This is a genomic window from Pedococcus sp. P5_B7, from assembly GCF_054049895.1.
Genome location: NZ_JBFULM010000002.1, coordinates 833,760 through 858,187, shown reverse-complemented (window position 1 = coordinate 858,187; position 24,428 = coordinate 833,760). Strand labels below are relative to the sequence as shown.

Sequence of the window (24,428 nt, the reverse complement as noted above, 5' to 3'; positions counted from 1 at the left end):
AACGCCGGATGGCGCGGTGGGGAGGCGCGGTCGCGCCCACGCGGCATACCCTCGTGCGCATGACTGAGACCGCAGGGGACAAGCCCGCCCTCGCCGACTTCGGCGACGACTTCACCTCCGTCCTGTGCGTCGTGGCGCACCCGGACGACATCGAGTACGGCACCGCCGCGGCCGTGGCCAAGTGGACCGCGGCCGGCAAGACCGTGACGTACTTCCTGCTGACCAAGGGTGAGGCAGGCATCGACACCATGCACCCCGACGAGGCGGCCGGCGTCCGCGAGCAGGAGGAACGCGACGGGGCGGCCATCGTGGGCGTGACCGAGGTGGACTTCGGCAGCCACCGCGACGGCAACGTCGAGTACGGCCTGGGCCTGCGCCGCGACATCTCCCGCGAGATCCGACGCCGCAAGCCCGACGTCGTCATCACCGGGCACTACGGCGACCGGTTCGTCCAGGGGATGCTCAACCAGGCCGACCACCGGGCGGTCGGCCTCGCCTGCGTCGACGCCGTGGCCGACGCGGGGAACCGCTGGATCTTCCCCGAGCTGGTCGACGAGGGGTTCGAGCCGTGGAACGTCAAGCGACTCTGCTTCAGCGGCTCACCGACGGCCACGCACTACGTCGACGTGGCGGACCACCTCGACCAGGCGGTGGCCTCGCTCGAGGCACACCAGGCCTACAACGCCGCGCTGCCCGACACGTTCCCCAAGCCGGCTGAGCTGATCGGCATGATCCTCGGGTGGGGCGGCCAGGCGGCCGGTGTCGAGAAAGCCCTCACCCTGGACGTCGTCGAGCGGCGCTGACCCCAGGCGCCGGCGAGCTGGCCCGGGTCCGGAGTGACGGCCCGGCGCTAACTCGCCTTTTGCATGGGCTAGCGACGGGGCAGGAGTGACTGCCCGGCGCTAACTCGCCTTTTGCATGGGTTAGCGCCGGGGTCAGCGCGCCTGGACGTCGCGGATCCAGGCCTCCACGGCGGTCGACGAGCGGGGCATGGCGGCCGACAGGTTCTCGTGGCCGTCCGCGGTCACCACCACGTCGTCCTCGATGCGCACGCCGATGCCACGGAACCGCTCGGGTGCCTTGAGGTCGTCGGCCTTGAAGTAGAGCCCGGGCTCGACGGTCAGCACCATGCCCGGTAGCAGCTCGGCATCCATGTACTCCTCGCGGGTGGCGAGTGCGCAGTCGTGCACGTCGAGTCCGAGGTGGTGGCTCGTGCCGTGCACCATCCAGCGGCGGTGGTACTGGCCGTGCTCCTTGTCGAGGGTGTCCTCGACCGAAACCCCTTCGGGCAGAAGGCCCCAGGCGTGCAGGTGCTCGGCGATGACCTTGATCGCGGCGGCGTGCACGTCGGAGAACTTGTTGCCCGGCTTGACCGCTGCGAGACCCGCCTCCTGCGCGGCGTAGACGGCGTCGTAGACCTCGCGCTGGGCATCGGTGAAGGTGCCGTTGGCCGGGAGCGTGCGGGTGATGTCGGCGGTGAACAGCGAGTCCACCTCGACCCCGGCGTCGAGCAGGATGAGGTCGCCCTCGCGCAGCTCACCGGTGTTCTTGATCCAGTGCAGCGTGGTGGCGTGGTCGCCGGCGGCGGCGATGGAGTCGTAGCCGACGCCGTTGCCCTCGTGGCGTGCGGTGAGGCCGAAGACGCCTTCCACCCAGCGCTCGCCGCGGCCCTTGGCGACGGCCGACGGGAGGTCGGCGATGACGGCGTCGAACCCGTGGTGGGTCGCCTCGACGGCCTTGCGCATCTCCTCGACCTCCCACTCGTCCTTGGTGAGGCGCAGGTGCGACAGGAAGTGCGCCAGCTCGTCGTCGGCCTCGGTGAGGTCGTCCTGCTCGGTGCCGGCGGCGGTGGCGTCCGACGTGCGGGCGGTGTCGAGCTCGCGAGTGAGGTCACGGTCGGCGTCGCGGACGAGCCGCACGGTCACCTCGCCGGCGTCCTTGACGACGGCATCGGAGAACTCGTCGATGTGGCGTCCGGTGACGCCGAGCTCGATCTCGACGTCCTCGATGGTCGGGCGGGCCCCCACCCAGAACTCGCCGTAGCGGGCGTCGGCGAAGAACTCGTCGGTGTCCCGGCCGGCCAGCGGACGGAAGTACAGGATCGCCTCGTGCGTGCCGTCGTCGCGGGGCTCGAGGACGAGCACGGCGTCCGGCTCACGGTCGCCGCCGAGCCCGGTGAGGTGGGCGAACGCGGTGTGCGGCCGGAACACGTAGTCGGTGTCGTTGCTGCGCACCTTGAGGCCACCGGCGGGGATCACCAGCCGGTCGCCCTGGAACGCGGCGCTGACCGCCTCACGACGCGCCGCGGCATACCGGGCTGCCTCGCTCAGCTCGCTGGSGCCGGGCGGGCGGGGGGCCCAGTCCTCGGCGACGAACGCACGGAACTCATCGGTCGTCGGGCGGGCACGGTTCTCCGGCTTCTTCTGCTCTTCGCTCACCCGCCCATCGTGCCATGGCACCAGACGGCGTCACCCGAATGGTGGGTCTGGGTCGAGACGTCCTTTGCCAGCATCGCTCCATGGCGCGACACAGGGGCAAGGCCAGGCACCCGTGATCATCGCCGGAGGTGTCCTGCTGGTCGCTGCGCTGGGCCTGGGAGGTGCGTATGCCGCGCTGCACGGTGGCGCTGCGGAGTGCCTCGACCGGTGGGCCGGCATGGTCGAGGCGGCCGGGCCACCGGGTGGCGGTCAGTCGTCGGCGAGGAGCGCGAGCACAGCCTTCTCGATCGCGGCCTGGCGACGCTCGGGCGTGCGGTAGCGCGACGGTTCGACGTCGATGGTGGCGCCCGTCTCGTAGCGGTCGAGCACCCGTGGGTCGATGTAGGAGTTCTTGGCGATGGTGGGGGTGTTGCCGAGGTAGCCGGCCACCTCGTCGACGGCTGCCTTGACCGCGCGCTTGCGGGATGCCTTCGTGTCGCCCGGCTCGTCGCTCGCGGCGAGGGCGACCGCGGCCAGCACGGTCGCGTGCCAGGTGCGGAAGTCCTTGGCGGTCAGCTCGCCGCCGAGCAGGTCGCCCAGGTAGGCGTTGACGGCGGTGGAGTCGAGGTCGGCCCAGCGTCGGGCCTCTTGGTAGGCCAGCAGGCGCTTGCTCGCCGACTTGCGCCGCCGCATCCGGTCCAGGGCCTCGATGGCGGCCGCGTCGTCGATCTCGATGGTGTGCTCGATCCCCGACTTGCCGACGAACGTGAAGACGATGACGTCGCCGCGGCGGCGGACGTGCTGGCGCTCGAGGGTCGTGAGACCGAACGACCCGTTGTCCTGGGTGTAGGCGTCGTTGCCGATGCGGAAGTACCCGAGGTCGAGCAGGCGGACGGCGGTGGCCGCAGCCCGTCCGCGGGGCATGCCCTCGAGCGCGAGGTCCGAGAGGATCCGTCGTCGCGCTGCGGGCAGCTTGGCGGCGGCGGCCAGCACGCGGTCGAACTTCGTCTGGTCCTGCTTGAGCCTCCAGACCGGGTGGTAGAGGTACTGCCGCCGACCTGCGACGTCGGTGCCCACGGCCTGGATGTGGCCCTGGGGCAGCGGGCAGATCCAGACGTCCGCCCAGGCAGGCGGGATCGCCAGAGACCGGATCCGCTCGACGTCGGCGGCGCCCAGCCGGGCGCCGTTCTCGTCGAGGTAGACGAAGCCCTTGCCGGCCCTCCGACGCCGCCAGCCCTTCGACTGGGGCGAGACCTTCCGCAACCTGGGCACGGTCTACAGCCGGTCGAGGGCCGACTTGAGGGTGCGGGCGGTGTCGTTGCCGAGCTTGCTGAGCAACGGCATCGCCACCGGCCAGAGCCACCGGCCGAGCCCGGTGAAGGCGAACTCCGCCTGGTAGTCGACCGAGGAACCGGCGCCGTCGGGCGAGACGGTGATGGTGTCGCGGCTGGTCGTGGTCTCGTTGCGACCGACGATGACGAACCCGTGGTCGGAGACGCTCTCGAGGGTGTAGTCGAGGTCGACGGTCCGGCCCGCGAACTTCGACACGTTGTGCCAGACGGTGCCGGGGGAGCCGTCACCCGAGAGGAGCTCGCAGGCGACCGTGCCGGAGTCCCACTCCACGGCGTTCGCGAAGTCCAGCAGGTAGGGCAGGACGCGGGTCGGTGGAGCGGTGGTGGTGACGGTGCGCTGGACGGTGGGCATTCACGTGCTCCTGTGCTCAGTGACGCGGGTTGCGTCGGGCAATGGCTGTGGTGAGGGCGGTCGCGAAGGCGCACCACCCGGCATACGCGAGCAGTCCGGTGGCCTTACCCCGTCCGGCCGGAGCCACACGTCGGGCGAGGTCGACGCTGCTCGCGGTGAGGGCGGCGCACTCGGCGGCGGCGACCCACGGGCGGTGGGCGCGGAAGAACAGCCCGGTCCACCCGGCGTTGAGGACCATGTTGACCGCCAGCGCCCGCTCGAGGTCGCGGGCCCGGTCGGGGTGGCCGCGCTCCGCCAGCACGGCGGAGGCAGCCGCGGTCAGCAGGGCGACCTCGGCGTAGAGGCCGGTCCAGACGACCGGGAAGGCGGCGGGGGCGGGCTGCCAGGACGGCTTGTCGAGCGAGGCGTACCAGCGCGACTTCGGAGCGGTGAGGAGGGAGCCCACGAGCGCTGCCGCGGCGACGGTGCCGGCGGTGCGCTCGACCGTCCGCCGCCACAGGAGGGGGTCGACGCTCCGCAGCGCCGCCCGGACAGCGGTGTCGAAGCCCGCGAGACCGCCCGGTGGGGGCCCGATCGCGGTCTGCACGTCGTCCTCGTGGCAGACCGCCTCGTGGACCAGGCTGCCGACCAGCGGGCGCGCGATGCCGGCGGAGATCGGTGTGACCAGGCCGACCCACAGCCCGGCCAGGCGCGGCGACAGCACGGGGACGGACACGATGAGGCGGCGCCCGAGACCCGCCACCTGCGCGTAGCGCTGCATCATGTCGGCGTAGGTCAGCACCTCGGGACCGCCGATGTCGTAGGTGCGGTTGCTGTCCTCGGGGAGGTCGGCCGCGCCCACGAGGTAGTGCACGACGTCGTCCACGGCGATCGGCTGGATGCGGTTGTCGACCCACTTGGGGGCCACCATCGCGGGCAGCCGCTCGGTGAGGTGGCGCAGCATGTCGAACGACGCGGAGCCGTGCCCGAGCACCACTCCGGCCTGCAGGACGGTGGCGGGCACGGGGCCGGCCAGGAAGATCTCGCCCACCTCGACCCGCGACGCGAGGTGCTCGGAGAGCTCGCCCGACGGGTGCAGGCCGCTGAGGTAGACCACTCGGGCGGTGCCCGCGTCGGCGGCCGCCGCGGCGAAGCCCTGCGCCATCGTGCGGTCCCGGTCGACGAAGCTGCCGTGCCCGTCCATCGAGTGCAGGAGGTAGTAGGCGACCTCCGCGCCGTCGAGTGCGCGGCCGAGGTCGTCGGGTGAGGTGGCGTCGCCCTCGACCACCTCGACGTGCTCCTGCCAGGAGTGGCTCTCGAGCCTCGAGCGGGTGCGGGTGAGCACGCGCACCCGCCACCCGGCGTCGAGCAGGGCGGGCACGAGCTCGCCACCGATGTAGCCCGTGGCGCCGGTGACGAGCGCCGTGCGAGGTGTCGTCCGTGGTGTCGCGAGGGGTGCGGCGTCGGTCATGGGTCAGCTTCCGGTGGACAGGACGGCGGGCAGGAGGAAGAGCATCCCGAGCGACCACGTGAGGTGCGTGACGACCGGGCCGAGGATGCCGCCGGTGACGCGGCGCTGCAGGGCGGTCAGCAGCCCGAGCAGGCCGGCGGCCAGGACGAGCAGCGGTATGCCGGCCCCGACCGTGGTCAGCGCGTAGACGACCGTGGTGATCGCCACCGCATGCCGGCGGCCCACCGCGGAGTACAGAGCGCCACGGAAGTACAGCTCCTCGGCGATGCCGTTGACCGCGGTGAGCGCCGCCACCAGCGCGAGCGAGCCGAGGCGCGCGTGGTCGAGGAGGTGCTCGACGGGGTCGCGCAGGACCGGCACCTGGGCCACCACCACAGCGCCCGCCAGGAACACGGCGAGCAGCAGCGCTCCGAGCGCCAGCGACTGGACGATCGGCCGGGCATCCTCCCCGCCGGCGCGGGTGTGGGCATGGCCGAGGTGGAGCGGCCCCGAGGCGAAGGCCCCGATGGCCCAGACGGCCGCGAGGCCGAGGGTCGCGATGTAGAACATCGGGTCGCCCGGCTGGATGCGCAGGGCGAACCCGAGTACGACCGCGCCGACGACGAGGGTGACCAGGGCGACGACCCGGCGACGGCGGAAGGCCGCGTCGCTCTCGGTGTGGTCGCGGGCGACCGGCGTGACGAGGGCGGCGCGGATGAAGTCGCGGACCTCGTGCACCGGGTGCAGCCCCCGGCTCGCGGCAGACGCCCGGTGGGCGCCCGGAGTGCGCTCGGTCATCCGCGGACCGACTCGTAGCGCCGCAACGCCTCGCGGCGCTCGTCGGCGTGGTTGACGATCCGCTCGGGGTAGTCGTGGGCGTAGCCCTCGGCGTGCTTCCACGGCTCGTGGGCCGCCGGCCCGTCGAGGTGGGCGAGCTCCGGCACGTAACGACGGACGTAGTCGCCGTGCGGGTCAAAGCGCAGCCCTTGGGTGATCGGGTTGAAGACGCGGAAGTACGGCGAGGCGTCGGTCCCGGTGCCGGCCACCCACTGCCAGCCGTGGTTGTTGGAGGCGACGTCGCCGTCGATGAGGTGGTCGAGGAAGTGCCTCGCCCCGATCGGCCACCACACGTGCAGGTCCTTGGTGAGGAAGCTGGCGGTGACCATCCGCATCCGGTTGTGCATCCAGCCCTCACGCAGCAGCTGGCGCATCGCCGCATCCACGACGGGGTAGCCGGTGCGTCCCTCGCGCCAGGCCTCGACTGCCTCCCCGGCGTCGTCGTAGTCCATCCCCGACAGGGCGGGCCGCAGGTCGTGCCACGCGGATCGCGGGTGGTGCCACAGGACGTCGGCGTAGAACTCGCGCCAGGCCAGCTCGGTCTCGAACCGGTCGGCTCCCTGGCCGAGCTCCCGGCGGCCGTCCGCCAGGTCGGCCAGGAGGGTGCGGGGGTGCACGGCCCCGATCTTGAGGTACGGCGAGAGGCGCGACACCCCGTCGAGGTCGGCCCGGTCGCGGTTGCTGCCGTAGTCGGCCAGCGCCCCGTCGCGGAAGTCGGCCCACCGCTCCAAGGCCGCCGCCTCGCCCGCGTCGGGGAGGGTGGGGAGGCCGGCCACCTCGCGGGCCTCCTTGAGGGTGCTGAGGGCCGCCAGGTCGGACCGCACCTGCGCCAGGCGCAAGCCGTCCGGCTCGGTGGCCGGGGCGGGCCAGCCGTGCTCGCGCCAGGCCTTCGAGAACGGCGTGAAGACCTTGTACTCCGTGCCCGAGCCGTTGAGCACCGAACCCGGCCCCACGGCATACGGGCTGCCGGTCTCGACCCAGTCGACACCGGCCTCGCCGAGCGCAGCGGCCACGGCGCGGTCGCGGCGTCGCCCTGCGGGCGTGGTCTCGCGGGAGACGTGGACCGATCGCGCGCCGAGCTCGGCGGCCAGGGCCGGGACGACCTCCACCGGGTCGCCCTCCCGCACACAGAGCCGCCCTTGGTATGCCGCGTCGGCGGCCTTGAGGCTCTCGGCCAGCCAGGCGCGCCTGACGTCGCCGGCGCCCGTCCACAGGGTGGGGTCGAGGACGAAGACGACGGCGACCTCACCCGAGCCGGCGGAGTGCGCGGCCCCGAGCGCCGGAAGGTCGGCACGGCGCAGGTCGCGGCGCAGCCAGAGGATGCTCGGCGAAGCCATCGGGGGCTCTCCTTCCGTCGTCGGACACAGCCTTGGTCGGACACAGCCTCGGTCGGACGCGGTGGTCGGGCGAGAGCCGCGAGGGGCTCAGCCGCCAGGCGGTCCCACGCTAACCCTCTGACCTGCAATGTTCAAAGTTCGTCCAATGTTTTGGTGTCGTTGCGGAGGAGCTCACAGGGTGCCGTCAGGCCCGCTCCGACGGGCCTCGTCGGCGCTGGCGTCATCGGGCATCGTCTGGCTGATGCGCTCGGCCTCGACGCGACCGAGGTAGATCTCGATCTCCTCCTTGGTGCGGGCCTCGTCCCAGCCGAGCACCGGCGCGACGAGCGCAGCAGCGGCGGGGGCGGCCGAGACCCCTCGGTCCCAGGCCTCGATCGAGATCCGGGTGCGCCGGGTGAGCACGTCGGTGAGGTGCAGGGCTCCTTCGTGCGAGGCGGCGTAGACGACCTCGGCCCGCAGGTGGTCCTCCGCGCCGTCGAGCGGCTGGCCGAGCTCGGGTCGCTCCGCGACGAGGTCGAGGACCTCCTGGGTGAGGGCGCCGTAGCGGCGCAGGAGGTGCTCGATGCGGGCCACGTGCAGGCCGGACGAGCGGGCGAGCGTCTGGCGCTGGTTCCACGCCGCCTGGTAGCCGACCCCGCCGAGCAGCGGGATGGTGTCGGTCGTCGAGTCGGCGATCCGCCCCGGGATGGCTTGGGCCGCCTCGTCGACGGCGTCCTTGGCCATCACGCGGTAGGTCGTGTACTTGCCGCCCGCCACGACGACCAGCCCGGGGGCGCTGTGGGCCACCACGTGCTCGCGCGACAGCTTGCTGGTCGACTCGGACTCGCCGGCGAGGAGGGGCCGCAGGCCGGCGTAGACGCCCTCGACGTCCTCGTGGGTCAGCGGGGTGGCCAGCACCCGGTTGACGTGGTCGAGGAGGTAGTCGATGTCGGCGCGGGTGGCAGCAGGGTGCGCCTTGTCGAGCGCCCAGTCGGTGTCGGTCGTGCCGAGGATCCAGTGCCGGCCCCACGGGATGACGAAGAGGACGGACTTCTCGGTGCGCAGGATGAGCCCGGTCGAGGAGTGGATCCGGTCGCGGGGCACGACCAGGTGGATGCCCTTGGACGCCCGCACGTGGAACTGACCGCGCTCGCCGACCATCGCCTGGGTGTCGTCGGTCCACACGCCCGTGGCGTTGACGATCTGCTTGGCGTTGATGACGAACTCGCGGTCGGTGAGCTTGTCGACAGCGCGCACCCCGGTGACGCGTTCGCCCTGCCGTAGGAATCCAATGGCAGCAACGCGATTCGCGACGTGCGCGCCGTAGCTGGCGGCCGTGCGGGCGAGCTCCATGGTGTGACGGGCGTCGTCGACCTGTGCGTCGTAGTACTGGACGGCGCCGGTGAGCGCGCTGCTCTTGAGGCTGGGCATGAGCCGCAGGGCCTGGCGGCGCGTGAGGTGTCGGTGGCGGGGGAGGCCCGCGCCGTGGCCCGAGCTCACGGCCATCGCGTCGTAGAGCGCGATGCCCGATCCGACGTAGGCGCGCTCCCAGCCGAGGTGGGTCAGCGGGTAGAGGAACGGGACGGGACGGACCAGGTGGGGGGCGAGGCGGGTGAGGAGCAGGCCGCGCTCGTGCAGCGCCTCCCGGACGAGGGCGAAGTCGAGCATCTCGAGGTAGCGCAGGCCGCCGTGGATGAGCTTGCTGCTGCGGGAGGAGGTGCCGCTGGCGAAGTCGCGCTGCTCGATCAGCCCGGTCGACAGGCCCCGGGTGACGGCGTCGAGGGCGGTGCCGCTGCCGACGACGCCGCCGCCGATGACCAGCAGGTCGAGCTCCTCGCCGCTGCCGAGGGCCTCGATCGCGCGCTCGCGGCCCTGCGGTGAGAGCGCGGTGGTGGTGCCTGCCAGACCCATGTCCTACCCCTCGTCGACGTCCACCCAGTCAAGGGTGCGTTCCACGGCCTTGCGCCACCCGGCATACCCGTCGGTGCGCTGCCGGTCCGACCAGGTCGGTGACCACCGCTTCGACTCCTGCCAGTTCGCGCGGAGCTCGTCGGTGCCTGACCAGAAACCGGTGGCCAGACCAGCAGCGTAGGCCGCGCCGAGCGCGGTCGTCTCGGCGACCACGGGACGGGACACCGGCACGCCGAGGATGTCGGACTGGAGCTGCATGCAGAGGTCGTTCGCCGTGACGCCACCGTCGACCTTGAGCACCTCGAGCTCGACCCCGCTGTCCTTGGTCATCGCGTCGGAGACGTCGCGGGTCTGGTAGCAGATGGCTTCGAGCGTGGCCCGCGCCAGGTGGGCGTTGGTGTTGAACCGGCTCATGCCGACGATGGCGCCGCGGGCGTCGGGACGCCAGTAGGGGGCGAACAGCCCGGAGAAGGCGGGGACGAAGTAGAGGCCGCCGGTGTCGTCGACCTGTTTGGCGAGGCGTTCGATGTCCGCGGCCCCGGAGATGATCCCGAGCTGGTCGCGCAGCCACTGCACGGCCGAACCGGTCACCGCGATCGAGCCCTCGAGCGCGTAGACCGGCTTGGCGTCGCCGAGCTGGTAGCAGAGCGTGGTCAGCAGCCCGGACTCGCTGCGCACGATCTCCTCGCCGGTGTTGAGGATCATGAAGTTGCCCGTGCCGTAGGTGTTCTTGCCCTCGCCGGGCGCGAAGCACACCTGTCCCACGGTCGCGGCCTGCTGGTCGCCCAGGTCGCCGGCGAGGGGCACCTCACCGCCGAGCGGGCCCCCCGGACGGGTCAGGCCGTAGAACTCGGGGTCGGAGCTCGGTCGGATCGTGGGGAGCATCTGGCGGGGGATGTCGAAGAACCCCAGCAGCTCGTCGTCCCAGTCGAGGGTCTGCAGGTCCATCAGCATGGTGCGGCTGGCGTTCGTGACGTCGGTGACGTGCACCCCGCCGTCGGTGCCGCCGGTGAGGTTCCACAGCAGCCAGGTGTCGATGGTGCCGAAGAGGGCGTCACCACTCTCGGCGGCGGCGCGGGCGCCCTCGACGTGGTCGAGGATCCACTGGACCTTGCCCGCGGAGAAGTACGCCGCCGGCGGGATGCCGGCTCGCTCGCGGATGACGTCACCCTGGCCGGACCGGTCGAGGGCCCGGGCGATGCGGTCGGTGCGGGTGTCCTGCCAGACGATCGCGTTGTGCAGCGGTCGACCGGTGCGCTGGTTCCAGACGACCGTGGTCTCGCGCTGGTTGGTGATGCCCAGCGCGGACAGGTCGGACGGCTGGAGGTCGAGGTGCGAGAGCGCGGAGCCGATCACGGTCTGGGTGCGTTCCCAGATCTCGAGCGGGTTGTGCTCGACCCAGCCGGCCTGCGGCATCACCTGCTCGTGCTCGAGCTGGTGTCGGCCCACCTCGTCGCCGTCGTGGTCGAACACCATGAAACGCGTGCTCGTCGTTCCCTGGTCAACAGCACCAACGAAATCGGCCATGACGTGACCCTAGTGCGGCACCGTGTCGACCACGCGGCATACCGCCTAGCTCGTGGGGGGCTTGGGGGCGGGCTCCACCAGCTCGGGCCGGCCGGGCTGCTCGCCGCCGCGCGCCTCGAGGTAGGAGTCCTTGGGCACCATCACCTTGCGGCGGAAGATGCAGACGAGGGTGCCGTCCTGGTTGTAGCCCTTGGTCTCGACGTGCACGACTCCGCGGTCGTCCTTGGACGTCGACTCCCACTTGTCGAGCACCTCGGTCTGGCCGTAGATGGTGTCGCCGTGGAAGGTCGGGGCGACGTGGCGCAGTGACTCGACCTCGAGGTTGGCGATCGCCTTCCCGGAGACGTCGGGCACGCTCATCCCGAGCAGGAGGGAGTAGATGTAGTTGCCGACCACCACGTTCTTCCCGAACTGCGTGGTGTTCTCCGCGTAGTTGGCGTCGAGGTGGAGCGGGTGGTGGTTCATGGTGAGCAGGCAGAACAGGTGGTCGTCGTACTCGGTCACCGTCTTGCCGGGCCAGTGCTTGTAGATCGCACCGACCTCGAACTCCTCGTAGCTGCGTCCGAATTGCATGGCCCCCATCCTGCCGAGGGTGGCACCTCGAGGACACCGGTATGCCGCGTGCGTTCCCTCACAGCCGACCGTCACCGAGGGCGCGGCCAGGCTCTCGGAAGGACTTCGGGCAAATACCGTGGACGAAAAGATCGAGAGCCCTGGTCGCGGGCCGTCAGGGTAGTGACAGGGCCGCACGGCCACCCACCCCCGAACAGGGAGCCCGACCATGAAGTACGTCATCCTCATCCACTCCAAGCCGCAGCCCTGGGGTCACCCCACCAGCGACTTCGTCGCCGAGCACCAGGCCTTGTCCGCGGAGGAGCGCGCGACCCTGGAGGCCGACTTCGAGTCGGTGATGCAGGAGATGTCCGACAGCGGCGAGCTGATCGGCGGCCAGGCCCTGGGCGACCCCGCCGACGCGCGGCTCGTCCGCTGGCACGCCGGACGCCGCAAGATCACGGACGGTCCCTACGCCGAGACCGTCGAGCAGTTCGCCGGCTTCTTCCTCATCGACGTCGCGAGCCAGGACCGGGCCGAGGAGGTCGCGGAGAAGTTCGCCGGCCCCGGAGAGACCGTCGAGCTGCGCCCCGTCGCCACCTGACCCGGTCAGGAGGCGGCGCGGTCGGTCCCGACGGGGATGACCGGGTCCGCGTCGGTCCGCCGTGGGTTGCGGTGCTCGAACAGCAACCCACGGCACAGCCCGAGGAGGGCGAGGTTGATGAAGACGAGCAGGTAGCCGGCGAACTCCTGGTCGAGCAGCCGGAAGAACTGCACCACGAACAGCTCTCCGAGCAGCGCGATCTCGAACATCCGCAGGGCGCGGCCCCGGTCTCCGCGCACCCACCGGACGGTGGCCACCACGGCGAGAGCCGCCGAGGCGACGCTGAAGAGCGCGTAGATCACGTCGCCCGTCGTGGGGGTGCGGGTCAGGAGGACGACCGGTCGTCCGACCGACGCCACGACGAAGGCGAGCAGCACCGCCACCGCGGTGCGCTTGACCAGCTCGAGCCGTGGCAGACCGATGATCGTCCGCCGCGCTCGTGCGTAGGCGCGGGCGATGAACGAGCTGGAGACCGCAGTGACCGACAGACCCTCGAGGGTGTGGCGCAGTGGCCGGGCCAAGGGCTCGGAGTCGCCCACCTCGCGCAGCAGGTCGATCGCGCGCTGCCGCTCCGCGTGGTCCATGTCGTGCGCCGCCGACTCCTTGAGCAGCTCGACGGCGTTGACGACCCGCTTCCGATCAGTCATCGGGTGTCGTTGCACGACGAACGTCACGACGAGGTACATCCCGACGAACGTGCCGTAGATGATCGCCGCCACGGGCTCGTAGAAGTAGTTGTTGTCGCCGGTCACGAACTTGCCCACCTCGTCGATGAACAGGCCGAAGCCGATGCCGGCGAACACCGTCGCCACGTTCCGGGCCGTGCGGCTGAGGAACAGCATGAACATGAGCTGGGCGCCGAGCATCCCCAGACCGCCCCAGAGGAGGTGTGCGAGGTGCAGCGTGCCGCTGCCCAGCTGCGGGAAGCCGGTGGCGGCCAACAGCATCCGCGTCAGTGCGATCGACAGCACCGAGCAGACGAGGAAGACCTCGAAGCGGTCTGCGCCCTCGGCATCGCGGATCGGCAGTCGCGAACGGGGGGTCACCTGCCGATGATGACACGGTGGTCCGACCCGCAGGCCGGGCCAGGGCGTCCGTGGCCCTACCCTTGGCAGGTGCCGATCGACCTCCACACCCACTCCACCGCGAGCGACGGCACCGAACCCTCCGACCTCGTCGTGGCCCAGGCCGCGCGGGCCGGGCTCGACGTGGTGGCCCTCACCGACCACGACACGTATGCCGGGTGGCCCGCGGCCGTGCACGCCGCCGGGGAGCTCGGCGTGGACCTGGTGCGCGGGGTCGAGGTGTCGTGCTCGCAGCGCGGGATCAGCGTCCACCTGCTCGCCTACCTGGTCGACCCCGAGGCCGGCGGGCTGCTGCACGAGCTGGACCGGGCCCGCGACTCCAGGGTGACCCGGATCGACCGGATGGTCGAGCTGATGGCCGCGGACGGCATACCCGTGACGATCGAGGAGGTGCGGGCCCAGGCGGGGGTCGGCACCACGATGGGCCGGCCCCACATCGCCGACGCGCTCGTCGCGAGCGGCTACGTGCAGAGCCGCGGCGAGGCGTTCGCCGACGTCCTCCGCAACGGCAGCCGCTACTACGTCTCCCACTACGCCCCTGACCCCGTGCGCGCGGTCGAGCTCGTGCGCGCGGCCGGCGGGGTGCCGGTCATGGCGCACCCCTTCGCGAACGGTCGGGGCTGGACCGTCGATGACTCGGTCATCGAGCGGATGGCCGACGCCGGCCTGGCCGGGCTCGAGGCCCACCACCGCGACCACACTCCCGCCGAGCGCACCCACGCGGTGGAGCTCGCGGCGCGGCTGGGGCTGTTCGTCACCGGGTCGAGCGACTACCACGGCGCGGGCAAGGAGAACCGGCTCGGTGAGAACACCACCACCCCGGAGGTGCTCGCGCAGATCGAGGAACAGGCAACCAGCGGCATCGACGTGGTCAGGGCGGCACGAGCGTGAACGACATCATCAACCTGCAGACCTTCGGCTCGGTCTTCGTGACCCTGCTGGTGATCATGGACCCGCCCGGTGCGCTCCCGATCTTCCTCGCGCTGACCTCCTCGCTCACCCAGAAGCAGAAGGTTGCGGCGGCGCGGCGCGCGTCCCTCGTGGCGCTGGGCGTGATCGTGCTCTTCGCCGTGTTCGGGCAGCAGATCCTCACCTACCTCCACATCTCGCTCCCGGCCCTCCAGGGCGCCGGTGGCCTGCTGCTGCTCCTCGTCGCGCTCCAGCTGCTGACCGGGTCGGAGCAGGAGCAGCACGCCGACGCCGGGGTCAACGTCGCCCTCGTGCCGCTCGGCACTCCACTGCTGGCCGGTCCGGGAGCCATCGTCGCGACGATGCTGCAGGTCAAGAGGGCCGACGCCGTGGGCGACTACGTCGCCGTCGCGGCCGGCCTGGTCGCCACGATGTTCGTCGTCTGGTTGTTCTTCCGCTTCGCCAGCCAGGTCCACCGCGTCCTCAAGGACAGCGGGACGGTGCTGGTGACGCGGATCGCCGGCCTCCTGCTCTCCGCGATCGCGGTCCAGATGGTCGCCGACAGCATCCGTGCCTTTGTCGGCGGCACCGCCTAGCGTGGTCGGCATGGGCACGGGGGAGGCAGGCGACCAGGGGCTCGACGGGCGTGGCGTCCAGCAGGAGTTCGTGGGTATGCCGCGTCGCCTGTTCCGGGCCAGCCCGAGCAAGCTGCTGGCGTGGGTCGACTGCCCGCGTCGCTACCGCATGCAGTACCTCGACCGACCGGCTCCGCCGACGCGGCCGCAGCGGGCCCACACCTTGGTCGGGGTGGCCGTGCACAACGCCCTGCGGGACTGGTGGGACCTCCCGGTGGAGCAGCGGTCGCCGGCGGCTGGGGCCGAGCTGGTGCGCACGTCGTGGATCGACGTGGGGTTCCGTGACGCGGACCAGTCGATCGCGTGGCGTGAGCGGGCCCAGGGCCAGGTCGTCGCCTACCTGGACGACGTCGACCCCGCCCACCAGCCGCTGGGCATCGAGCGGACCGTGTCGCTGAAGACCGAGGTCTTCACCCTCCAGGGCCGCATCGACCGGCTCGACGACCGCGCCGGCGAGCTGGCCGTCGTTGACTACAAGATGAGCCGTTGGGAGCCGACCGCCGACGACGCGCGCACGTCGCTCCCGCTCGCCCTCTACGCCGCAGCGGTGTGGAAGATGTTCCGCCGCAAGTGCGTCCGCGTCGAGCTCCACCACGTCCCGAGCGGGTCCGTCGCCAGCCACGAGCACACGGGCGAGTCACTCAAGCGCAAGATCGACGAGGCCGAGTCGATCGCCCGCGAGGCCCGGCGGGCCGAGGAGGACTATGCCGAGCTCGGCGTCGACTCGAGCCGGTTCCCGGCCAAGGTCGGCCCGATCTGCCAGTGGTGTGACTTCCGGGCCCACTGCCCGGCGGGCCAGGCGTTCGGTCCGGAGAAGTCCGACTGGGCTGCCCTCGAGCAGCCGGCGCCCGCGGGGGCGGCGGGCCCGACGAGGTCCGACTGAGCGTTCCGGCTCACCAGTCCCAGCGGACCCCGACCACCCCTGGTCCCACCTGGTGCAGGACGTGCTGCACGCTCGTCGACCCGTTCAGGTGGACCGGGTTGGACACGGTCCGGCCCCCGAGGCTGCTGTACGTCACGACCCGTGCGGGCAGCCGGGCGGGGGAGAACCGCACCCAGATCATCAGCTCGGTCACCTCGCGCACGAGGTAGTACTCGATGCAGTGCCTGGCGCCGAGGTCGCGGGGGATCAGGACCCGGTGCTCGGCCGCGGCGGACTCCCCGAGTCGCAGCGGTCGGTCGAGCACCAGCTCGGCGGCGAAGACCCCCACCTCGGGGCGCGACACCTGTCGGCCGAGGGTGCAGCCGCTCACGGCCACGAACTCGGCGCGCTCGCCGCTCGGCCCGTCGATGGTGAGCAGCGCGGGCAGGCGCTGGGCGCCGGGTCGCACCGCCCGCACCACGTTGCGGATCGTCCGCACGCGCTCGACGCCCTGGTCGTCGACGTCGAGGGTGTCGTGGATGGTCACGTCGACCAGGGCCGGGTTGGCTCCGAAGCCCAGGTCGGCCAGGGCCAGCTCGGCGTCCGGGTGGTCGATGGGCAGGCCACCGAAGGCGAGCTCCTGCTGGGGCAGGAACGGGCGACGGCGGGGGCCGATCCGGTCCAGGAGGTGTCCGGGGGGCAGCTGGAGGAGCTCTTCGAGGTGCAGCACCGCGCGCAGGGACGAGCCGCGCTGGGGCTTGCTGCGACCCGACTGCCAGTAGCTGAGGGTGGCGATGCTGACGGGGGTCCCGCGCTCCGCCAGCCTGCGGCGCAGGGCCTCCAGGCTCCGGCCGCTGCTGGCGATGGCCGTGCGCAAGGCGTCGGAGAAGGCATCCGGATCGCCTGGGCGCGGCCTATCGCGGGTGGCGCCGTCCACGGCGTCCCCAGATGTCATTGCTGCCACCCCCTGCGCGGGCGCTGCGGCCGATGTGTCGGCGCGGTGCAGCCCCGAGCACCGAAGCTCTTGAAGCCTCAACCATACAGACGCGGGGGCCGGATTCAGGGACAACGCCAGGTTTCGGTCAGGCGGGGGGCGACGGGGACGGCGCACCCACCTGACAGACTTGGCCCACCGGCATACGCATCCCTCGGGGCACTCACAGAAGAAGGGCGGCCACTGGTGGCGAGCACACGCAGGAAGCCGGCCACGATCGTCTCCGTGGCCAACCAGAAGGGCGGCGTCGCGAAGACGACGTCGGTCGCTTCGCTGGGCGCGGCGTTCGCCGAGCAGGGCAAGCGCGTGCTCCTCGTGGATCTCGACGCCCAGGCCTGCTTGACCTTCAGCCTCGGTGTCGACCCCGACGAGGTGGACAGCTCGATCAACGAGGTGCTGCTCGGCCGGGCCTCGATCGCCGACGTGCGGGTGGCCTGCGACGACGGGGTCGACCTGGTGCCGAGCGTGATCGACCTCGCCGGGGCGGAGGCCCAGCTGCTGCCGCGGCCCGGTCGGGAGTACGTCCTGCGCACGGCGCTCGAGGAGGTGCGTGACGAGTACGACGTGATCCTGCTCGACTGCTCCCCGAGCCTGGGCGTGCTCACCCTGAACGCCCTCACGGCCAGCCAGGCGCTGATCATCCCGATGCCGTGCGAGATGCTCAGCCACCGTGGTGTCGGCCAGCTGCTCGACACGGTGGGCGACGTCCAGAAGATCCTCAACAAGGACCTCGAGGTGTGGGGGATCCTGCCCACCCTCTTCGACGGTCGCAGCAACCACGCCCGGGAGGTCCTCGCCGACGTGGGTGAGCGGTACGACCTCCCCGTGCTGGATCCGCCGATCCCGAAGACGGTGCGGTTCGCGGAGGCGCCCGCGGTGGGGCGCTCGATCCTCGCGACCTCACGCACGTCGAAGGGCGCGAAGGCCTACCGTGACGTGGCGGCTGCGCTCGCCAAGAAGCTCTGACGAGCGCCGAGGCCGCCTGAGCCACGGAGGCCGGACGCTCAGGGAGGAATATCGGCACCCGGCTGGGACTTGTCCCTCGACGGTGACTGAAACCCCAACCCCCGAGGAGACTCATGTCCCGCACTGCTGCCCTGTCCACCGCCTCCGCAGGCGCCCCGCTCACAGCGACCACCATCGAGCGCCGCGACCTGCGTGACGACGACATCACCATCGACATCGCCTACGCCGGCATCTGCCACAGCGACATCCACCAGGTCCGCGAGGAATGGGGCAGCGCCATCTTCCCCATGGTCCCGGGCCACGAGATCGCGGGAGTCGTCTCCTCCGTCGGTGACGGGGTGACCCGCTACCAGGTCGGCGACCGCGTCGGCGTCGGCTGCATGGTCGACTCGTGCGGCGAGTGCGAGTTCTGCAAGGACGGCCAGGAGCAGTTCTGCGCCAAGGGTGCCGTCATGACGTACAACGGCAAGGGCTACGACGGCGAGGAGACCATGGGTGGCTACAGCCAGCAGGTCGTCGTCAGCGAGCGGTTCGCTGTCCGCATCCCCGACGCGCTCGAGCTCGACGTCGCTGCGCCGCTGCTCTGCGCCGGCATCACCACCTACAACCCGCTCAAGCGCTGGGGAGCCGGTCCCGGCACCAAGGTCGCCGTCGTGGGCCTGGGTGGGCTCGGACACCTCGGCGTGAAGTTTGCCGCCGCCCTCGGTGCCGAGGTCACCGTCCTCAGCCAGTCGACCGCCAAGCAGGCCGACAGCACGCGGTTCGGCGCGGTCGACCACCGGGCGACGAAGGACCCCTCGACGTTCAAGGACCTGCGCGGCCAGTTCGACCTCATCCTCAACACGGTGAGCGCCAACCTGCCGTTCGACGACTACCTCTCGCTGCTCAAGCCCAACGGGGCGATGGTCAACGTGGGTGCGCCCAGTGACCCCAGCTCGTTCCAGGCCTTCTCGCTGATCGGCGGGAGCAAGGTGCTCGCAGGCTCGAACATCGGCGGCATCCCGCAGACGCAGGAGATGCTCGACTTCGCGGCCGAGCACGGCATCGCCGCGGAGATCGAGACGATCAGCGCCGACCAGGTCAACGAGGCCTACGACCGGGTCGTCGGCTCCGACGTGCGCTACCGCTTCGTCATCGACACCGCCACGATCGGCGCCTGACCCTCCGGGACAGGGCCGGCCACCGGTCCGTGCGGAAACGACCGGAATCCCGGGCTTTCTGGCACTGACTCAGGCACCTCGAGACGAAACAGGTATGCCGCGCGTCCCAGCCGCGCGGCATACCTGTTCGTCGTGAGTGGCGGCGGGTCAGGCCTGGGTGCTGGTCTCCCCGGCCGCTCCGCCGCGGGTGCGGCGACGGTTGCGGTTGCGACGCGGCTTGGCGGCGTCACCGCCCTCGCTCGGGGCCGACGCGGCGCCGTCGCTGCGACGCTCGCCACCGCGACCACCCTCACGGCCACCACGCGGGCCACTGTCGCGACCGGCGCCGTCGCGACCGGCGCCGGCGCTGTCGCGTCCACTGCGTCCACCGCCAGCCGGGCGACGACCGCTTGACTTGCCGGTCTCCCCGAGGTCCTCGAGCACCTCGGCGCCGAGGCCGGCGAGCTTCTGCGCGGCCTTGGGCAGACGGCCCTTGGCGGTGCGCGGGATGTCGAGCTGCTCGTAGAAGTGCTCGGACGAGGAGTAGGTCTCCTCGGGCTCGGGGATGCCGAGGTCGAGGGTCTTGTTGATCATGCCCCAGCGCGGCAGGTCGTCCCAGTCGACGAAGGTGACCGCGATGCCGGTGTTGCCGGCGCGGGCGGTGCGACCGATGCGGTGCAGGTAGGTCTTCTCGTCCTCGGGGCACTGGTAGTTGATGACGTGCGTGACGTTGTCGACGTCGATGCCGCGGGCGGCGACGTCGGTGGCGACGAGGATGTCGACCTTGCCGTTGCGGAACGCGCGCAGGGCCTGCTCGCGGGCGCCCTGGCCAAGGTCCCCGTGGATCGGGGCAGCGGCGAAACCACGGTCGATCAGGTCGTCGGCGACCTTGGCGGCGGTGCGCTTGGTGCGGCTGAAGATGATGGTCAGGCCACGCCCCTCGGCCTGGAGCATGCGGGCCAGCATCTCGACCTTGTCCATCGCGTGGGCGCGGTAGACGAACTGCTCCACGGCCTTGACGGTGTGGGCGTTCTCCTGGTCGTCGCCCATCGCGCGGATGTGCGTCGGCTGGCTCATGTAGCGGCGGGCCAGGGCCACGACCGCGCCCGGCATGGTGGCCGAGAAGAGCATCGTCTGGCGGGCCGGCGAGGTCATCGCGAGCAGCTTCTCGACGTCGGGCAGGAAGCCGAGGTCGAGCATCTCGTCGGCCTCGTCGAGCACGACGGACTTGCAGTGCGACAGGTCGAGGTGCCCCTGCTTGGCGAGGTCGATGAGTCGACCCGGGGTGCCGACGACGATCTCGACGCCGTTGCGCAGCGCCTCGATCTGGGGCTCGTAGGCGCGGCCACCGTAGACGGTGAGCACGCGGATGCCACGGCGCTTGCCGGCCCGCTCGAGGTCGCTGGCGACCTGGACGGCGAGCTCACGGGTCGGCGCGACGGCGAGGGCCTGCGGCTTGCCCGCATGGGGGAAGGTGTCCCAGGCGTCGTCGCCGCGGGCGATCGTGCGGTTGAGCATCGGGACGCCGAAGCCCAGCGTCTTGCCGGTGCCGGTCTTGGCCTGGCCGATGATGTCGTGGCCACCGAGGGCGACCGGGAGGGTCATCGCCTGGATGGGGAACGGCGAGACGATGCCGGCATCGCTCAGCGAGGCGACGATGTCGGGGTGGACGTCGAAGTCCGCGAACGTCGGGTCTGCGGGCGCAACAGCACCCGTGGTGGTCTCAGTCATGAAGTTCTCTCGATCGGGGGCACGCCCAGAGGGGGCGCGCTCGCGCAAGCGGGCCGATCGGAGGTCTTCGTCAATGCTTGAGAGCGGGGTCGCGGAGCCTGTCCGCGGCTGATTCGTGCCGACCGGGCACCTTTGACCTCAGCAGTCTAGCCCGGTGGGCGTGACATCCCCGCATCGACGGCCTGCTCGGTCACCCTCACGGCGCGCGCCGTTAGGGTGACCGACATGACCAAGGACGACTGGCTGGCCGACCCGCAGTACCGCGACGCGGTCGCAGACCTGCTCGGGGTGCTGGCCTACGGCGAGCTCACGGCGTTCACCCGGTTGGCCGGGGACAGCGAGCTCTCGCCCAGCCAGCCGCTCAAGGCCGCCGTCGCCGGGCTGGCGGTCGCCGAGTTCCGGCACTACGAGATCCTCGTGGCGCGACTCGACGAGATGGGGATCGATCCCGAGCGGGCGATGGCCCCCTTCCTCGCCCCGATCGACGCCTTCCACGAGCGGACCAAGCCGAGCAGCTGGTTGGAGGGCCTGGTCAAGGCCTACGTCGGCGACGGCATCGCGACCGACTTCTACCGGGAGATCGCGGCCTACGTCGACCCCTCGACCCAAGCCCTGGTGCACTCCGCGATGGAGGACGTCGGGCAGGCCGAGTTCGTCGTCAAGGTGGTGCGCGAGGCCATCAAGGCCGACCCCAAGATCGCCGGACGGCTCGCCCTCTGGGGTCGCCGGCTCGTGGGTGAGGCGCTCTCGCAGGCCCAGCAGGTGGCCGTCGAGCGCGACGCCCTGGCCTCGCTGCTGGTGGGTGGCGTCGGTGGACCGGACCGCCCGAGCGCCGACCTGGCCGAGCTGGGCCGGATGTTCGCGCGGCTGACCGACGAGCACACCCGCCGGATGGGTCGCCTCGGCCTCGCCGCCTGACCCCGACGCTCTTTGCATGGGTTGGCTCCGGGGTGGGGGCAGGGAGTGGGGATGCACGAAGGGCCCCGTCCTTGGTGGACGGGGCCCTTCGGTGTGAGGCGGTGGTCGTCAGACGGCGGTGTTCCGTCGACCGGTGACCGCGCCGTAGACCGCAATGAGCACGACCGCGACGATGATGCTGATGATCCATCGGACCCAGTCGATGCCGTTGGTGGCTTCGACGCCCAGCGCTGCCGCGAGGTAGTAACCGATGATGACGCCGATGATGCCGAGAATGATCGTGATGATGATTCCGCCGGCCTGCCGACCTGGCATGACCAGCTTGGCGAGAGCGCCGATGATGGCACCCGCGATGATGACGCCAATGATCTCCATGTGCTGCCTCACTTTCGTGTAAGCGAGCGGCTGACCGTTCGCGTTGCACCATTACCCCACCACGGGTCACGGCAAACCGCACTCATGGCCGCGGCGTGTCGGGTCACGGAGTGGACACGATCGCGTCGTGTTTGTGCAGGTCAGACGCCTGTCATGCGGAAAGTGCGGGCGTCAGACGCCGAAGCCGACGCCGCGCTTCTCGGACTCACCGATCTGCACGTAGCCGAGGACCGCCGCGGGGACCAGGAGCTGGCGACCCTTGTCGTCGGTCAGCGTGAGGACGGTGCCCTTCTCGAGCGACGCGCTCACCGCTGCCGCGACCTCTGCCGCCCCCTCGCTGGACTCGAAGACGACCTCACGTGCGACGTTCTGGACACCGATGCGGACCTCCACGGTGGTTCCTCTCTTCTGGGCTGACCCAGGTGTTCTGGGTGTGGCCGCGGCGCCCCCGGAAGGGGAGGTCACGGTCCACGGTGGGCACGCGGCATACGAGCGCGTGCGGGTCTGTCGACAAGGCTAACGAGCGGTGTGTCAGGAACCTTCCCCGCCCACCTTGGGGAACGACCCGAGCCCTCGCCAGGCGAGCGCGCCCATGAGGAGCGCCGCTTCGTCCTTGGGGACGTCGGACCCCTGGGCGAGCCAGTGGCGCGCGCTGACCTGCGCCAGCCCGGTGAGCGCCATGCCCAGCAGGGAGGCGTCCTCGTCGGTCAGGCCGGTGTCCTCGGCGATGACCTCGGCGACCGCCTCGGCACACACCAGGCCCACCGCGTCGAGGCGGTTGCGCACGGCGGACTCGTTGGTGAGGTCGGACTCGAAGATGAGCCGGAACGCGGCGCCGTCGCGCGAGACGAAGTCGAAGTACGCGGCGATCGTCGCGTAGACCCGCTCCCTGTTGTCGTGGGTCGACGCGAGCGCCTCGCGCACCAGCTGCTCGAGCGCCTCGCTGTGCTTGTCGAGCAGCGCCAGGTAGAGCTCGAGCTTGCCGGGGAAGTGCTGGTAGAGCACCGGCTTGGAGACCCCTGCGCGGTCGGCGATGTCGTCCATCGCGGCGGCGTGGTAGCCGGATTCGACGAAGGCGGCCTGGGCGGCCTCGAGGAGCTGCGCGCGGCGGGCCGACCGCGGGAGACGCTGGCCGCGGGCGTTGTCGGTGCCTGGGACTGCTCGGATCGACATGGTGGCCTTCTGTTCGATGGTGCGGCGTTGGGCGGTGGTGCAGCCTGACTGCGGTGTCGGACACATCGTACGGGTGGGTAACCTGCATCACATGGCGATCCCACCGCTGGTCGCGCCCGGACCCGAGCTCAGCACCGAGCAGATGGCCCGGTACGCCCGCCACATCCTGCTGCCCGAGATCGGCGTCGAGGGCCAGCGACGGCTGGCCAACGCGCGCGTCCTCGTGGTCGGGGCAGGCGGTCTCGGGTCGCCGGCGTTGATGTACCTCGCGGCAGCCGGCGTCGGGACGATCGGGGTGGTCGACGACGACGTGGTCGACGCATCGAACCTCCAGCGCCAGGTCGTGCACGGTGTCGCCGACGTGGGGCGGTCCAAGACGGAGTCGGCCGCCGAGACCGTCGCAGCCATCAACCCGCTGGTCACCGTGGTCCGCCACGACCTGCGACTCACCTCCGAGAACGCCCTCGAGATCCTGGCCGACTACGACGTCGTCCTCGACGGCGCCGACAACTTCCCGACGCGTTACCTCGTCAACGACGCGTGCGTCTTCCTGGGGCTGCCCCACGTCTGGGGGTCGATCTACCGGTTCGACGGCCAGGTCTCGGTGTGGTTCGCCGGCCACGGGCCGTGCTACCGCTGCGTCTTCCCCGACCCGCCCCCACCCGACGCCGTGCCGTCGTGCGCGACCGGCGGCGTGCTGGGTGTCCTGTGCGCGGCGATCGGATCCGTCCAAGTGGCGGAGGCGCTGAAACTCATTGTGGGACAAGGTGATCCGCTTGTCGGGCACCTGCTCGTGCACGACGCGCTGCGCCAGACCTGGGACTCGCTGACCGTGCGGGCCGACCCCGACTGCCCCGTGTGCGGTGAGTCCCCGACCGTCACCTCGCTGGTCGACTACGAGCAGTTCTGCGGTATGCCGGGTGCCTCCGACGCGCACGAGGAGCAGGAGGGTGCCGTGCCCGGCTTCGCCGACGTCTCGGCGACGGAGCTCGCGCAGATGCTGTCCGAGCGGGAGAGCGGCGACCGGGCGTTCGAGCTGGTCGACGTCCGTGAGCCGGGGGAGCGTGCCGTCGTGTCCATCCCGGGGTCGCGGGCCCTGCACCTCGACCGGTTCCGCGACGGGACCGCCGTGGCCGAGCTGCCGGCGGACACCCCGGTGGTGCTGCTGTGCAAGTCGGGGGTCCGGTCGGCAGAGGCGGCCGGCCTGCTGGTCGCGGCCGGCCGCACCGACGTCGCGAACCTCTCGGGCGGGGTGCTGGCCTGGGTGCACGACGTCGACCCGAGCCTGCCGGTCTACTGATGCGTCGGGTGGGCTCGACCAGCGAGGTGGGACGGCGATGGTGA

24 protein-coding genes are annotated in these 24,428 nt (G+C 71.3%); 9 read left to right on the top strand and 15 right to left on the bottom strand.

Annotated elements, in window-relative coordinates:
* Positions 1-59 precede the first annotated feature (59 nt).
* Entirely contained in the window at positions 60-803 is a 744-nt protein-coding gene (locus ACXJKD_RS06905) for a PIG-L deacetylase family protein (protein ID WP_457253729.1), read from the top strand.
* A gap of 132 nt (positions 804-935) precedes the next feature.
* On the opposite strand, the gene ACXJKD_RS06900 is transcribed toward ACXJKD_RS06905, so the two are convergent.
* The 9 genes from ACXJKD_RS06900 to ACXJKD_RS06860 all read right to left on the bottom strand — a co-directional run bounded on the left by ACXJKD_RS06900 (position 936) and on the right by ACXJKD_RS06860 (position 11,723).
* Positions 936-2,438, bottom strand: a complete 1,503-nt coding sequence (locus ACXJKD_RS06900) for an aminopeptidase P family protein (RefSeq protein ID WP_457253728.1) — start codon at positions 2,436-2,438, stop codon at positions 936-938.
* Positions 2,439-2,687: 249 nt separating this feature from the next.
* Entirely contained in the window at positions 2,688-3,689 is a 1,002-nt protein-coding gene (locus ACXJKD_RS06895) for a DNA topoisomerase IB (RefSeq protein ID WP_457253726.1), read from the bottom strand.
* 3 nt (positions 3,690-3,692) lie between these two features.
* Positions 3,693-4,121, bottom strand: a complete 429-nt coding sequence (locus ACXJKD_RS06890; RefSeq protein WP_457253725.1) for an SRPBCC family protein — start codon at positions 4,119-4,121, stop codon at positions 3,693-3,695.
* A 16-nt stretch (positions 4,122-4,137) separates the two neighbouring features.
* Positions 4,138-5,571 carry a tryptophan-rich sensory protein gene (locus tag ACXJKD_RS06885; protein ID WP_457253723.1) on the bottom strand — a complete coding sequence of 478 codons (1,434 nt, stop codon included), beginning with the start codon at positions 5,569-5,571 and terminating at the stop codon, positions 4,138-4,140.
* Positions 5,572-5,574: 3 nt separating this feature from the next.
* Positions 5,575-6,348 carry a CPBP family glutamic-type intramembrane protease gene (locus ACXJKD_RS06880; protein WP_457253722.1) on the bottom strand — a complete coding sequence of 258 codons (774 nt, stop codon included), beginning with the start codon at positions 6,346-6,348 and terminating at the stop codon, positions 5,575-5,577.
* Positions 6,345-7,724 carry a cryptochrome/photolyase family protein gene (locus ACXJKD_RS06875; protein ID WP_457253721.1) on the bottom strand — a complete coding sequence of 460 codons (1,380 nt, stop codon included), beginning with the start codon at positions 7,722-7,724 and terminating at the stop codon, positions 6,345-6,347. The genes ACXJKD_RS06880 and ACXJKD_RS06875 overlap by 4 nt, the downstream gene beginning before the upstream one ends.
* A 171-nt stretch (positions 7,725-7,895) precedes the next feature.
* A complete protein-coding gene (locus tag ACXJKD_RS06870) occupies positions 7,896-9,614 on the bottom strand; it encodes a glycerol-3-phosphate dehydrogenase/oxidase (protein ID WP_457253720.1) in 1,719 nt (572 codons plus the stop codon).
* A 3-nt stretch (positions 9,615-9,617) separates the two neighbouring features.
* Positions 9,618-11,141, bottom strand: a complete 1,524-nt coding sequence (gene glpK, locus ACXJKD_RS06865; protein WP_457253719.1) for a glycerol kinase GlpK — start codon at positions 11,139-11,141, stop codon at positions 9,618-9,620.
* Between the two features lie 45 nt (positions 11,142-11,186).
* On the bottom strand, positions 11,187-11,723 hold the full coding sequence (locus ACXJKD_RS06860; protein WP_457253718.1) for a MaoC family dehydratase: 537 nt from the start codon (positions 11,721-11,723) through the stop codon (positions 11,187-11,189).
* Positions 11,724-11,922: 199 nt separating this feature from the next.
* Here ACXJKD_RS06860 and ACXJKD_RS06855 point away from each other — a divergent pair, with 199 nt between their 5' ends.
* Positions 11,923-12,297 (top strand): YciI family protein, encoded by a 375-nt coding sequence (locus tag ACXJKD_RS06855; protein WP_457253717.1) that lies wholly within the window; start codon positions 11,923-11,925, stop codon positions 12,295-12,297.
* Positions 12,298-12,302: 5 nt separating this feature from the next.
* Here the strand turns inward: ACXJKD_RS06855 and ACXJKD_RS06850 are convergent, their stop codons facing one another.
* Positions 12,303-13,343 (bottom strand): hypothetical protein, encoded by a 1,041-nt coding sequence (locus tag ACXJKD_RS06850; protein ID WP_457253716.1) that lies wholly within the window; start codon positions 13,341-13,343, stop codon positions 12,303-12,305.
* A gap of 69 nt (positions 13,344-13,412) precedes the next feature.
* On the opposite strand from ACXJKD_RS06850, the gene ACXJKD_RS06845 reads away from it, so the two are divergent.
* Genes ACXJKD_RS06845 through ACXJKD_RS06835 form a run of 3 tightly spaced genes read left to right on the top strand, consistent with a single transcriptional unit; the run spans position 13,413 to position 15,809 of the window.
* The gene (locus ACXJKD_RS06845; RefSeq protein ID WP_457253715.1) at positions 13,413-14,273 is read left to right on the top strand and encodes a PHP domain-containing protein; all 861 of its coding nucleotides are present in this window, start codon (positions 13,413-13,415) and stop codon (positions 14,271-14,273) included.
* On the top strand, positions 14,270-14,887 hold the full coding sequence (locus ACXJKD_RS06840; RefSeq protein WP_457253714.1) for a MarC family protein: 618 nt from the start codon (positions 14,270-14,272) through the stop codon (positions 14,885-14,887). Before ACXJKD_RS06845 ends, ACXJKD_RS06840 begins: the two co-directional genes overlap by 4 nt.
* A gap of 10 nt (positions 14,888-14,897) precedes the next feature.
* A complete protein-coding gene (locus tag ACXJKD_RS06835; protein WP_457253712.1) occupies positions 14,898-15,809 on the top strand; it encodes a RecB family exonuclease in 912 nt (303 codons plus the stop codon).
* 10 nt (positions 15,810-15,819) lie between these two features.
* On the opposite strand, the gene ACXJKD_RS06830 is transcribed toward ACXJKD_RS06835, so the two are convergent.
* Positions 15,820-16,743: a hypothetical protein gene (locus ACXJKD_RS06830; RefSeq protein WP_457253710.1), complete on the bottom strand. Its 924-nt coding sequence runs from the start codon at positions 16,741-16,743 to the stop codon at positions 15,820-15,822.
* 225 nt (positions 16,744-16,968) lie between these two features.
* Between ACXJKD_RS06830 and ACXJKD_RS06825 the strand changes: the two genes are divergently transcribed.
* Positions 16,969-17,748, top strand: a complete 780-nt coding sequence (locus tag ACXJKD_RS06825; RefSeq protein WP_457253708.1) for a ParA family protein — start codon at positions 16,969-16,971, stop codon at positions 17,746-17,748.
* A gap of 113 nt (positions 17,749-17,861) precedes the next feature.
* Complete coding sequence (locus ACXJKD_RS06820; RefSeq protein WP_457253707.1) at positions 17,862-18,908, top strand: NAD(P)-dependent alcohol dehydrogenase; 1,047 nt, start codon at positions 17,862-17,864, stop codon at positions 18,906-18,908.
* 147 nt (positions 18,909-19,055) lie between these two features.
* Here ACXJKD_RS06820 and ACXJKD_RS06815 read toward each other — a convergent pair whose 3' ends face one another.
* Positions 19,056-20,618 (bottom strand): DEAD/DEAH box helicase, encoded by a 1,563-nt coding sequence (locus ACXJKD_RS06815; protein WP_457253706.1) that lies wholly within the window; start codon positions 20,616-20,618, stop codon positions 19,056-19,058.
* A 225-nt stretch (positions 20,619-20,843) separates the two neighbouring features.
* On the opposite strand from ACXJKD_RS06815, the gene ACXJKD_RS06810 reads away from it, so the two are divergent.
* On the top strand, positions 20,844-21,536 hold the full coding sequence (locus ACXJKD_RS06810) for a ferritin-like fold-containing protein (RefSeq protein WP_457253705.1): 693 nt from the start codon (positions 20,844-20,846) through the stop codon (positions 21,534-21,536).
* Positions 21,537-21,644: 108 nt separating this feature from the next.
* Here ACXJKD_RS06810 and ACXJKD_RS06805 read toward each other — a convergent pair whose 3' ends face one another.
* From ACXJKD_RS06805 to ACXJKD_RS06795, 3 genes are all read right to left on the bottom strand, one after another.
* Entirely contained in the window at positions 21,645-21,911 is a 267-nt protein-coding gene (locus tag ACXJKD_RS06805; protein ID WP_457253704.1) for a GlsB/YeaQ/YmgE family stress response membrane protein, read from the bottom strand.
* A gap of 171 nt (positions 21,912-22,082) precedes the next feature.
* Complete coding sequence (locus ACXJKD_RS06800; protein ID WP_457253703.1) at positions 22,083-22,304, bottom strand: DUF3107 domain-containing protein; 222 nt, start codon at positions 22,302-22,304, stop codon at positions 22,083-22,085.
* Positions 22,305-22,442: 138 nt separating this feature from the next.
* A complete protein-coding gene (locus tag ACXJKD_RS06795; protein WP_457253702.1) occupies positions 22,443-23,084 on the bottom strand; it encodes a TetR/AcrR family transcriptional regulator in 642 nt (213 codons plus the stop codon).
* A 91-nt stretch (positions 23,085-23,175) separates the two neighbouring features.
* Here ACXJKD_RS06795 and moeB point away from each other — a divergent pair, with 91 nt between their 5' ends.
* A complete protein-coding gene (moeB, locus tag ACXJKD_RS06790) occupies positions 23,176-24,384 on the top strand; it encodes a molybdopterin-synthase adenylyltransferase MoeB (protein WP_457253701.1) in 1,209 nt (402 codons plus the stop codon).
* Positions 24,385-24,428 lie beyond the last annotated feature (44 nt).